We start from the raw sequence: 11,620 nt of genomic DNA, 5'->3' as shown, positions 1-11,620 counted from the left end.
CCAAGGCCCAGTCTTGCTGAGGATCCGCTTCAAAATACAGGCCAAGGTCTTTGGCCCAACCGTGCGTGTGCTTCAGCCAGGTTCCGTTGGCTCCCACCCGCAAAAAAGGCTGGCCTTGGGCGTCCAGTACAGCCACGGTTTGCCCGCCGTTGTTGCTCAGCATCAGGGCGTTGCCACTTAATCCAGGAACCATGACAAACAGGTTTGGGTGGTCAGGCTCATGGGTCACCACGGGGCGCCAGAAACCATCCATCTTGGGGGCTTCAACTCGGGCCACTTCAACTTGGCGGATTTTGCCGTCAACGCTCAGCTTCAAATTAAAGGACAGCAGATCCTCTTGCTGCAAGCGTGGGTCGTACCAGCCCACGGTGCCATCGTCGGCCAGTGGCACCCAGCGTGCTGGCATGTTCGGGTTTTCTTTTAACGAAGGAGGTATTGCGCCGCCCCCGGGTTGTTGGGCGCGATGCCAGCCCGTGCTGTGCACATCGGCTTGCACCCGTTGGCCTTGAATTTTTAGAAAGGGTCGTTGTTGGTCTTCGCCATACACCAGCACGGTGTGCTGCCCATTGGTCGACAATGCGAACTGGTAGGCGGCGGATTTTGCCACGCTCAGTTGAACGGTTTTAGGAAGCTGGCTGACCACCGTGGGCACACCACCTTCGCTGCCATGTTCTGCGTGGGCAAAGGCTTGCTGGGGATGCAATGTACCCAGGGAAAAAACAGAAAGCGCCAGGCAGGCACCCAACGCTTTCTGAACCCAGGTTTGTTTAGCTGCCATGCTTCAACATGAAGCTGACGCCCTTGGACGGCAGCAGATTGTTTTTGGCATCTTTGGCGCGAGCAAACACCATGTAGGCGCCCTGTGGCACCACAGCAGCTTGGTCGGGAATGGTGAAGGTGATTTTTTTACCATTGGCCTTGAGCTTGTTCTTTGGAATCACCACGGTGCGCTGATCACCGTCAATCAGGTGAGTCATGGCGGTGTGGCGAACCAAAGTGATGGAGTCAATGTCCTTGGCCTTGGTTTTGTCACCCAATTCGATGGTCACCTCTTGGCCTTTGTTGAACTGAGGCATCACGGTTTTGCCATCGGAACCCTTCTTGCCGTTGCCACCCTCGAAGCCCTCTACCACTGGGCGATTTGGGTTGTTCACATAAGGTGGTGTGTAGATCTCGAAAGATGGGTCACGTCCGTCGTTGGGTGCAAAGCCAAACGCTGCCAGGTTGATGTTTTTGGCGTACAAGGTCGAGATGGGGGCATGGCCACCCACCAACACACGGCCGTCTTGCATCAGCAATGCGGTGTTGTGGTAGGTGCGGGGGTTGTTGGCCACCGCCATTTGCTCCCACTTCTTGGTCACAGGGTTGAATCGCTCGGCTGTTTTGCGGGCTTTTTCAACGCCAGGGGACACCACGGCGTCGCGGTCTGCGCCGCTGAACACCATCACGCTGTCATCGGGCAGCAGCACACCCGTGCCATACCAGCGTGTTTCGTTCAGTGCGCCGGTCACTTCGCTGCTGTAACTCACCACCTTGGCGTCTTTCACGTCATCGGCCAGCTCGGTTTTGACTGTGTCAATGCGTGAGGCGGCAATGGCCACGTAAGTACCGGGTGATGTCGCGCCCACCATCGGCAGCACGCCACCAGCGGTCAAGAAGCTGGCATCGGTGTATTTGCCGTCTTTGTTGGGGCGCAGAGGCAACATCACTGAAAACGTGGAGCCGCGCATGCCACCACCCACCGCCTTTTGAATGGCTGCCTCGGGCGAGGTGCCACCGGCGACCAGCCCGCTCAAGGTTTTTTGCAAGGCTTGTGGGCTCTTGGTGGGCACCGAGGTGAGGGTGCGCATCAAGGCCGTGGCAGCGTTGTCACGCGCAGTGAAGGGGTTCATCACCTGCGTGAGGGACTCCAGCCCTGCATCACTGAAGGTGAGTGGGAAGCCCGCATAGCCAAGGTCGCTCCAGGACTTGGTGCCTGGGTTGTAAGCGCCAGCAATGTTCCACAAAGGCTGGTCGTAGCTTTGGCCATTGGGGTTGAAGGCTTGACCACCGGCGTTGTACAGAATGTGTCCGTTGGGCAGCAAGTGCAGGCGAGGGTACAGGGGCAGTGAGCGCTGAGCGGCCTGTCCGTTGTCTGTCCATTTGTTGGTGGCCGCATCGTAGGTCTCTGTCTGGGGAACGTTGCGTCCGCTCTGCTCGGGCTGTTGTGGGTAAATGGGCTTGATCAGTTTGGTCACGCCACTGGCCACAAACAGCTTGCTGTCGGCCATGGTCACCACTGAGGGGTACCAACGGCCATAGTTCATGTCGGCCAGTTGGGTCCACTGGTTGGTGTTGGGGTTGTAAGCGCGGCTGGTGCGTAGGCCTTCAAGTTCGGTCAAGCCGTAGCCCACCATGTTGTTGCCGGGCTCGCTGTAGTAAGCCGTGCCGCCCACGGCCATGATTCGACCATCGGCCATCATGGCCACGTCTGCACAGAACAATGCACCATCGGCAGAGTTCGTTTCTTTGTTGCTCAAGCCAGGAATCAGTTCGGTGATCTCGTAACCGTCGGGGTTGGCGCCAGAAGCCACATCCTTGGGTCGTGTCCAGGCGGTTGCAGCGTTGGCATTGTCGGGAATGCGCATCACGCGGGACTGGTCGTTGATGGCCTTTTGGCCGAAGTCAACCAGAATGGAGAATTCAAAATCTTCGGTGCCTTCCAAGGCGTTGAAGTACAAAAAGTCCCCGGAGGGCAGCAGGGAAATGGTGCCAGCGGCTGGCTTGCATCGCATTTTGCCTGTGACTGGGTCTGCCAGGCATTTCTCGGCGGTTTCTGTGCCCTGAAGGTCTGGGTTGGCATCCTCAGCCTTGCCGCGACGGTACACCTTGGGTTCGGCAAATGGGCGACTAAACGAGCCCTTATCCGCCTCCATCACGCTGGAGCGCTCGGTGCTGATGGGGTTGGTTTGTGCGCCAACGAGGTCGTCAAGCAAACCCGCTTGAACAGGCAATGCAGACCCTAAACCAATGGCGATGACGGCAGGTAATGTTTTCAGCTTGAACACGTGTCTCTCCTCCTAGCAAGCTGTTTTTGTTCACAAAGGAGGTTGGTTCAAGCCAAACGGCTTGTGCTGTCCCCCCTTGCATTTGTTAACAGTTGTTACTGTTGTTTCGCATCTTTGGATGCATTTTTTTGAAAAGAATAACCATGATTATGGTTTTGCACAAGAGGAAAAACGTAAAACTTAACGAGTGAACGGTGTTACATTGTTGCTGCTTGGAAAGGTATGAAAAAAAGCTTGTATTTCAGTGTGATGAAATAAAAAAACCCGTCACCAAGGACGGGTTTTTTTGAATTTTGGTGGCGAATCAGGGACTCGAACCCCGGACCTGCGGATTATGATTCCGTCGCTCTAACCAACTGAGCTAATTCGCCGAAAGACCGGGATTATAACTGAGCTTTTTTAAAAAAAGAAGAGGGCGCTGGCATTTTTTAAACCATGCGCTCCACGCGCCACATTTGGTACTTCAAGGCCAACCACGCGCCAGCGATGATACTCAGCAATGCCACAAAAGAGGGCAGTGCCAGTGTGCTCACGCCGCTTAAACCTTGGCCCACTGTGCAGCCCATGGCCAGCACTCCACCAATGCCCATCAATGCTGCGCCGCCGAGGTGGTTGGCGGTGTCCTCAACGCCTTGAAAGGTCTCCCAACGGAAAGAGCGCTCTAGAAGCGCACTGCCCAGTGCACCAAGCACCACGCCAAAGCAGGCCACCACCCCCACCGTGAGCACGCGCGATTGGTCACTGTAAAACATCAACCATTCCAGGGTGTAGGCGTAGGGTGCTACAAAGCTAAAGCCCTCGGCGCGGTTGCCGTAGGTGCCAAGGTAGGCGGCCTCCAGGGTGTCTGGGTGTTCTGGAATGTACGCCATTTGAAAAATAACGTACCAAGCTGCCACGATGGTGGCCCCCACGCCGATACCGCCCAGAATAACCTCACGGGTCCAGGCGGTGCGCGAAGCCAGTGCGCCAAGTAACAGCAGCAAAGGCAGGCCCAGTGAGAGTGCTGTATTCAGGCTTGGTGAGCCCAGGCCATTGGCGAGCATCGTTGGAAGGTGGGGGGCTTGTTCAAACTGCAAGCGAAGGGGGTCCAAGGTGCTTGCGCGAAACACGCCCACAATCCCCTTAAGCGCCATGTATGCTGTAAGCCCCATGACAACAAACACCACCAAGGCTTTTAAATTGCCAGCGCCGAGGCGGATCAGGGTTTTGCTGCCACAGCCTGAGGCCAGCACCATGCCAAACCCGAATAGCAATCCTCCCAAAATGCCCGAAAGCCACGACCACTGAGAGGCCAAGAAGATGGTGTCTTCCAGACGGGCGATGCCTGCGATGGACAAAGCTTGCAAGCCTAGGGCAGCCACTGCGATGGCCACCACCCACATGCGCATGCGATTCCAGTCGCCAAAGTTCACCACATCGGCCACCGCGCCCATGGTACAAAAATGCGTGCGGTGCGACACCGCGCCAAAGGCCAAGCCCACGGCGAATGTGGCCCAAAGCACCCACTGCTGGGCTTGGGCAATGTTGATTTCTTCCATGAGTGCGCGCGCCTTCCGGTTAAGTGATGGCGTATTTTACCCGTGCGAAGGGCTGCGTGAATGCAAGGGCTCGCTTATTTCAGAGCATCCAGGCGCAGCTTGGCGCTTTTAGCGGCCTCGCTCTCCGGGTATTTGGCGATCAACTCTGAGAGGGTTTTTTTGGCGTTTGGAATGGCTTTTAATTCCAGCTGAGAACTGGCCATGCTTAACAGGGCATCGGGCGCGCGTGGGCTGTCGGGGTGGTCCCGAGCCAGGTCGCGTTGGGTGACCAGCGCAAGCTTGTATTCGCCTTGAGCAAATTGTGCGCTGCCCAGAAAATAACGAACCTGAGGTTTGAGTTTGCTGTCGGGGTACTGCGCCAGAAAGCGCTGAAACTGTTGAATGGCTTCAGCAAAATTGCCTGCTTTGAAATGATCCAGGCCCGCCTGATAATCCCGGTATTGCTCGGGCGACACATTGATCTGCTCGCCATCTAGTTCAATGGGCTTGGGCTCCAGTTTTTTAAGGCGCTCGTCGAGGTTGCTGTAAAGCACCCGGTTGTCTTCTTGAAGTTTGCGGATGTTGTTGTTGGCGACCTCAAGATCGCCACGCAGGCGGGCGATCTCGCGGTCTTTGTCGCTCAGCGATTGAGCCAGGGCCAGTTGGCCCTGGTTGGCAGACTCCAGCCGTGCAATTCGGTCCTCAAGCAATTTAACTTGCTGGCGCAAGTCCAGAATGGCCCGTCTGGCCTCGGTGTCGTCAAACAACGCGTGCGCGCTGCCTGAAAAAATCACCAGGGCAAGGGTGGCAATCCACGGGGTGTGCCTGAGTGCGAATGTCATCTTGCGAAGAGTCCCTTTTCAATTACTGGTAGGCGATGTCGGCGCGACGGTTTTCAGCCCAAGCGGCTTCGTTGCTGCCGGTGGCTTTGGGCTTTTCTTTGCCGAAGCTTACGGTTTCGATTTGTGCTTCTTTCACGCCCAAGGCCAACATCAGGGTTTTCACAGCGTCAGCACGGCGCTGGCCAAGGGCCAGGTTGTATTCAGCGCCACCACGTTCGTCGGTGTTGCCCTGAATGACCACTTTGCGGTTGGGGTTGGCAACCAAATAACGGGCGTGGTTTTGCACCAGTTCGCGATACTCGGACTTCACAGCAAAGCTGTCGTAGTCGAAATACACGCTGCGCTTGGCCAGCACGCCTTGTGGGTCGTTCAGGGGGTCCATGTCACCGGGGGTTACGGTGGGCACGGCGCGGCTATCGCCACCAGCACCGGGTGCGCTGCCAGTTTTGGATTCCACGGGCTTGTCGTTCAAGGGCACGGCAGAGCTACAAGCGGCCAATACGGCCACCACAGCAGAAATTGCCACGTACTTCAGCATTGCTTGTTTCATTGCTTTCTCCAGACCTAAAAGGTGCGTTCAGTGTAAAACGGGTTAAAAGTTTTTCAAATCAATCATTTGTAAACGGACCCCATGTGGGCTCCGAAATGTCTGCACCGGAACTGCTCAAGCTGTACCGGATGCGGCCGTCCTTGGACACCACGGCCAGGGTGCCTTTGCCCCCAGAACGGGTCGCGTACAAAATGTAGCGACCGTTGGGTGCAAAACTGGGGCTCTCGTCCCGTCCAGAATTGGTTAACAGCATTTCGGTGCCTTGGGCCAGATCCAGCACTGCGATGCGGAATTGGCCTTCGCGCCGTGCGACGTAGGTCAGCGTTTTTCCATCTGGCCCAATGCGGGGCGAGATATTGTATCCACCTTCAAAAGTGACGCGTGAGACATCGCCACCCGATGTGTTCATTCTGTAAATTTGTGGACCACCCCCTCGGTCGGAGGTGAAGTAGATGGAGCGGCCATCTTGGCTATACACCGGTTCAGTGTTGATTCCGCCAGTGCTGGTCAGCTTGTTCAATCCCCCCCCATCAATGCCCATACTGTAAATCTGCGAGCCGCCGTCTTTGGTTAACACCACGGCCATCTGTTCGCCGTTGCTCGACCATGCCGGTGCACTGTTGCTACCTTTGAAATTGGCCACCGCTTTGCGTCGACCTGTTGCAAGGGTGTGCACAAACACGACAGGCTTGCGAGTCTCGAAAGACACATAAGCAAGTTGTGTACCGTCTGGTGACCAAGAGGGGCTGATGATGGGTTCTTTGGAAGCCAGGGCGACCTGCGGGTTGGCACCGTCAGAGTCGGCAATGATCAAGCGGTAGCGGCCAGGCGATTTTTCGACGTAGGCGATGCGGGTGGCAAACACGCCTTTCTCGCCAAGCATTTTTTCGTAGACAAAATCAGCAATTTTGTGCGCTGTAAGGCGCATGGCACTTGGCTGTATGGCATAGCTGAACTTGCCCAGCGATTTTTGCTGGGCTGTGTCGTGCAGGTTAAAGCGTACATCGAGTCGACCGTCGGGAAGTCGCTTGACAGAGCCGACGATGAGGGCGTCCACGCCGATCGATTTCCAAGCGGTGGGGTCGATCAGGGTCGACTCATTGAGCTCGATATTGCTGGTGGTTTTAATTGCTCGGAAAAATCCGCTGCGCACCAAATCGTCTTCAATGATTTTTTGAATATCCTCTGGCAGGCCCGCGTTGCCCTGGAATGGTGCAGCGGTGAAGGCGATTTGGTTGTTACCCACCCCGGTGATGTCGATTTTTAGCTGGGCGTGTGCCGGCGCGTGTGCAAAAAGGGCCGCCACGCTGGCCAGCATGACAAAAGCACCGCGGCGCATGGCGTGCCATGCATTTGCAAAGGAAAGCTGAACCATAGCAGTTTTAATGTAAGCCATTGTTTTGATTAATTTTAAACGTCTTTTGGACGGAATGAGAGGACAAGGACAGGTTCCACCGAACCGTCGTCGGCCTTGGGCAAGGGGCTGGACCGCTGCAAGGCGCGTTCCACAGCGCTGTCCCAAGCGGGTAAGCCGCTGCTCTTCTTCTGGGTGATTGAGACAATTTCCCCGTTCGGAAGTTGCCGAACTTCGAACACGGCTTCTGGGTTGCCTTCAACCGAGTTGGCGCCGGGAAACACGATTTTGCTGCGAACGTATTGACGAATTCTGTCGCTGTATTGAGCACGATTGGTGCTGGTGCCCTGGCTTGTGCTGCCAGTGGCTGGTGCACCGCCCATAATGCGCGCAAGCTCTTGTTGGCGCAATTGCTTGGCCAGTTCAGGGTCTATTTTGGGTTGCGGCTTGGGCTCTGGCTTTTTTGGCTCAGGCTTGGGCTCCGGCTTTTTGACCTCGGGCTTTGGCAGCTCGATATCTGCCTTGGGCGGCTGCACTGGGGGAGGTGGAGCGGGCTCGGGCTTAGTTTCTGGCTTGGGTTCTGGCTTAGGTTCAGGTTTTGGTTCGGGCTTTGGCTCAGGTTCTGGCTGAGGTTCAGGGCGAACGGCGGCGACGGTTTCATTGGCTTGAAGGTCGCTCCACAGGATGGCTTCGAACGCGGCAGGCTCTTCGGTTTTCCAGTTCAGACCAATCACGAAAAATGCCACCAAGGTGAGGTGTGCCAACAAAGAAAAACTCAAACCGGCCTTTTCGCCACTGTGGTCAACTGGGGGTTCCAGGCGCGAAGCCATGCCGCTTTCCCAAGACATCTTGGAAAGCAGGGCCTGGTGGCTTGCATTGAAGTCCAGGCGTTGACCGCGATGTGACAAATCGACACTCATGGGTTTGGGATGCGCTTATTTGCCCTTGGGTTTGACCAACAGGCCTACCTTTTGAATGCCAGCGTTTTGCAGGGCATCCATGGCGTCGACCACAGCCTGGTATTGAATTGATTTTTCGGCAGAAATCACCACGGGCCGCTCGGGCTCACTGCCTTGCAGCTTGCGTACCTCGGCGGCCAGTTGTGCCAATGACACCTCTTGGCTTTGATTGGTCTTCATGTCTTTCACCAACAAATTGCCCACCTGCCGAACGGTGACTTCAATGGGGCGTGTTTGCGTGGGCACATTGGCATTGTTCATCGAGGGCAGGTCGATGACTGAAGGGGTGATCATGGGGGCCGTGACCATGAAGATGATCAACAGCACCAACATCACGTCGATGTATGGCACCACATTGATTTCGTTCATGGCTCGCCGTGACCTGCGGCCGAGTTCTGCTCGCATGACGCTCCCCTTAGTGCTGGCGCTGAAGAATGTTCAAAAACTCTTCGACGAAGGACTCAAACTGCGTGGACAGGCGATCGATGTCATTGGCATATCGGTTGTAAGCCACCACAGCGGGAATGGCTGCGAACAAACCGATGGCTGTAGCCACCAGAGCCTCGGCAATGCCTGGTGCTACTGTGGCCAGCGTGGCCTGTTGCACATTGGCCAGACCTCGGAATGCATGCATGATGCCCCACACCGTGCCAAACAAGCCGATGTAGGGGCTAACCGACCCAGCAGAGGCCAAAAAAGGCAGGTTGCGTTCCAGAAGGTCGTTTTCTCGCTGAAAGGCGGCTTTCATGGCGCGGCGTGATCCATCGATAATGAGCGAGTAATCAGTCAGCCCTTTTTTGTCGCGAGCCCGCAAAAATTCGCTCATGCCTGCTTCAAAAATGCGCTCAAGTGGGCCGGCTTCCATGCGGCGGCTGCTGGCGCGCTGGAATAGGGTGTTCAAGTCGCCCCCGGACCAAAACTCTTCCTCAAACTTGTCAGACAGCCGCTTGGCGCGCTTGAGCACCACCCACTTTTTGAAAATGGTCGCCCAAGAGATGAGGGAAATCATCACCAGGATGAGCATCACCAATTGCACCACCAGGCTGGCCTGTGCAATCAGCGAGGCAAATGACATATCGGTCGAGATATCCATGCAAATAATCCGCTATGTAGGAAAAGAAGTTCGAAATGTGTAACGCTTTACTGAATCAATTGGTTGAGTTCGGCGTAAACCTGGGGTGGAATTGGGGCAGGTTTCAGGGTTTGCGTATTTACACAGCCCACTCGGGTTGTGCCCTCGCATATGGTTTCCCCCTGGCGGCTGACCACCTGCCTGAAGACCGCGGAAACCCGCTTGAGTTCAATTAATTCGACTGAAACTTCAAGAACATCCTCAAGTTTAGCAGAGCGGCGGTAATTCAATTGCGTGCTGCTGACAACAAAAACCAAATGATGCTCGCTCATGAGGCTTTTCATGCCAATGCTGCGTTGCAGGAACCATTCGCTGCGGGCGCGCTCCATGAACTTGAGGTAGTTGCCGTAATACACCACGCCTGCGGCGTCGGTGTCTTCGAAGTACACGCGCAAAGAGAACTGAAATGTCATGTTTGGGCAGATTTGAGTCGGTAGTATGCCGATGCCATTGTAAGGCCCTCTGCATGTATCATGAGGTGTTCGGGCCTTTTTGCCCGCAGCCGCATTCATTCGCCCTATCGGCATACCCAACAATATTGAACAACTACAAGCGGAGACCACTGAGATGGCAAGATACATTCCCGTACTGGACGCATCGTGGCTATATGTCGAGTCCAAAGAAGCACCCATGCACGTGGGCAGCATGGCCATTTTCACCGTGGAAGGTGAAACGGTTCAGCAGGCCATTGCGCGCATTGTGAGTTTGCTGCGCAATTCCACGGAGTTCTCTCCCCCGTTTAACTATCGTTTGTCCAACCCCCGCTTGATGACGCTTTGGCCCAAGTGGATTGAAGTGGACAAAGTCGACCTGGATTATCACTTCCGCCACAGCGCCTTGCCTGCCCCGGGTGGGGAGCGCGAGCTGGGTACGCTGATTTCCCGCTTGCACTCGCATCCGCTGGATTTCCGCAAACCGCTGTGGGAAATGCATTTGATTGAAGGCCTGTATGGCAACCGCTTCGCGCTGTACACCAAAATGCACCATTCGCTGATGGACGGTGTGGGCGCCATGCGCCTGATGGAACGCATTTTCGGTAAAAGTGCCAAAGAAAGCCTGGCCTTGCCAGCGCCCTGGAGCGTGGGCACAGTGCGCAAAAAGAAAAAAGTGGATCCACAGTCCCATTTCACCGATCAGGCACGTGTGGCTTGGGAGGCCGCCAAGCTCAGCGGTCAATCGCTGCCCGCAGCGGGCAAAGCGCTGGTGAACCTCATGAAAGAGGCTGTAAAACCCACTGACCCCGCGCTGGCCACGCCTTTTTCGGGGCCCAAGTCGATTGTGAACGGGCGGGTGGGTGGCGCGCGTCGCCTGGCCACCCAAACCTATCCGTTGGAGCGCATTCGCAAGGTGGCCGAAGCCGCCGAGGTGAGCGTGAACGACATTTTTCTGGCCATTTGCTCCAGTTCGCTGCGTCGCTACCTGCTGGAGCGCGGCGCTCTGCCAGACGAGCCACTCACTGCAGGCTTGCCCGTGTCTGTTCGCCCAGCCGATGACCTGGACGGTGGCAATGCCATCAGTTTTATTTTGGCGAACCTGAACACCACCGAGGCGGATCCCTTGGAGCGTTTGCGCCAAATTCGCCGTTCTACGCAAATGGCCAAAACCAATCTGCAGGCCATGCCCAAAGAGGCCATCAACAACTACACCATCATGCTGATGGCCCCGATGATGTTGCAATTGGTCACCGGCCTGGGCGGGTTGACCCGACCCATTTTTAATACGGTGATCTCGAATGTGCCCGGCCCATCGCAAGATTTGTATTTCTCGGGCTGCCGCTTGGAGCAGTTCTACCCAATTTCCCTGATTCCTCACGGGCAGGCGTTGAACATCACGGTGGTGAGTTACGCCGGGCAGTTCAACGTGGCTTTTACTGGCGATCACGATGCCTTGCCTTCCATGCAGCGACTGTCGGTTTACACCGGCGAGGCACTGGAAGAACTGGAGCGATTGCTGGGCGTGGAATGGAAGCCGGCTGCAGCCAAAGTCGCCAGCAATGGTGCGGCAGTGGTGGCCAAAGCGGCTGCCAACAAAGAGCCCAAGGCTGTGCGCAGATCCACAGCGGCTTCACGGGCTGATGGTGCCAAAACCCGAAAGGCCAACGGCCGCGCCGCCTCCGCCAAAGCGGGTGCGGGCAAAACCGCGGAAGACTAAAGCAGGTCGCCTTGGGCGGGGTTGTTGGCCCCGCTCAGGTTGGCTGGCGCAGCCAAACCAAAGTGGGC

At 56.2% G+C, this 11,620-nt stretch carries 11 protein-coding genes and 1 tRNA gene; 1 reads left to right on the top strand and 11 read right to left on the bottom strand.

Annotated elements, in window-relative coordinates; genetic code table 11:
* The 11 genes from ACEQU8_RS08465 to ybgC form a co-directional block, all read right to left on the bottom strand.
* On the bottom strand, nt 1-778 hold a 778-nt coding region (locus ACEQU8_RS08465; RefSeq protein ID WP_370262924.1), incomplete at its 3' end, for a hypothetical protein.
* Nucleotides 768-3,047, bottom strand: coding sequence for a galactose oxidase-like domain-containing protein (locus ACEQU8_RS08460; protein ID WP_370262922.1), 2,280 nt, complete (start codon nt 3,045-3,047; stop codon nt 768-770). The genes ACEQU8_RS08465 and ACEQU8_RS08460, both read right to left, overlap by 11 nt.
* Nucleotides 3,048-3,341: 294 nt before the next feature.
* Nucleotides 3,342-3,418, bottom strand: a tRNA-Met gene (locus tag ACEQU8_RS08455).
* A gap of 57 nt (nt 3,419-3,475) precedes the next feature.
* Nucleotides 3,476-4,585 (bottom strand): YeeE/YedE family protein, encoded by a 1,110-nt coding sequence (locus ACEQU8_RS08450; protein WP_370262921.1) that lies wholly within the window; start codon nt 4,583-4,585, stop codon nt 3,476-3,478.
* A 74-nt stretch (nt 4,586-4,659) separates the two neighbouring features.
* On the bottom strand, nt 4,660-5,406 hold the full coding sequence (ybgF, locus tag ACEQU8_RS08445; RefSeq protein ID WP_370262920.1) for a tol-pal system protein YbgF: 747 nt from the start codon (nt 5,404-5,406) through the stop codon (nt 4,660-4,662).
* Nucleotides 5,407-5,428: 22 nt separating this feature from the next.
* The gene (gene pal / locus ACEQU8_RS08440) at nt 5,429-5,956 is read right to left on the bottom strand and encodes a peptidoglycan-associated lipoprotein Pal (RefSeq protein WP_370262918.1); all 528 of its coding nucleotides are present in this window, start codon (nt 5,954-5,956) and stop codon (nt 5,429-5,431) included.
* Nucleotides 5,957-6,014: 58 nt separating this feature from the next.
* Nucleotides 6,015-7,295, bottom strand: coding sequence for a Tol-Pal system beta propeller repeat protein TolB (gene tolB / locus ACEQU8_RS08435; RefSeq protein ID WP_370262917.1), 1,281 nt, complete (start codon nt 7,293-7,295; stop codon nt 6,015-6,017).
* Between the two features lie 71 nt (nt 7,296-7,366).
* Nucleotides 7,367-8,230: an energy transducer TonB gene (locus ACEQU8_RS08430; RefSeq protein ID WP_370262916.1), complete on the bottom strand. Its 864-nt coding sequence runs from the start codon at nt 8,228-8,230 to the stop codon at nt 7,367-7,369.
* 15 nt (nt 8,231-8,245) lie between these two features.
* Complete coding sequence (tolR, locus tag ACEQU8_RS08425) at nt 8,246-8,674, bottom strand: protein TolR (RefSeq protein ID WP_370262915.1); 429 nt, start codon at nt 8,672-8,674, stop codon at nt 8,246-8,248.
* A gap of 10 nt (nt 8,675-8,684) precedes the next feature.
* The gene (gene tolQ / locus ACEQU8_RS08420; protein WP_370262913.1) at nt 8,685-9,362 is read right to left on the bottom strand and encodes a protein TolQ; all 678 of its coding nucleotides are present in this window, start codon (nt 9,360-9,362) and stop codon (nt 8,685-8,687) included.
* A 47-nt stretch (nt 9,363-9,409) separates the two neighbouring features.
* Complete coding sequence (gene ybgC / locus ACEQU8_RS08415) at nt 9,410-9,814, bottom strand: tol-pal system-associated acyl-CoA thioesterase (protein ID WP_370262912.1); 405 nt, start codon at nt 9,812-9,814, stop codon at nt 9,410-9,412.
* Between the two features lie 154 nt (nt 9,815-9,968).
* Between ybgC and ACEQU8_RS08410 the strand changes: the two genes are divergently transcribed.
* Nucleotides 9,969-11,552 carry a wax ester/triacylglycerol synthase family O-acyltransferase gene (locus tag ACEQU8_RS08410; protein ID WP_370262911.1) on the top strand — a complete coding sequence of 528 codons (1,584 nt, stop codon included), beginning with the start codon at nt 9,969-9,971 and terminating at the stop codon, nt 11,550-11,552.
* Nucleotides 11,553-11,620: the final 68 nt, after the last annotated feature.

It is taken from the genome of Limnobacter sp. (assembly GCF_964228395.1).
In the GTDB taxonomy this organism is placed as follows: Bacteria; Pseudomonadota; Gammaproteobacteria; order Burkholderiales; family Burkholderiaceae_B; genus Limnobacter.
This window is presented reverse-complemented; position numbering and strand designations above follow the sequence as displayed.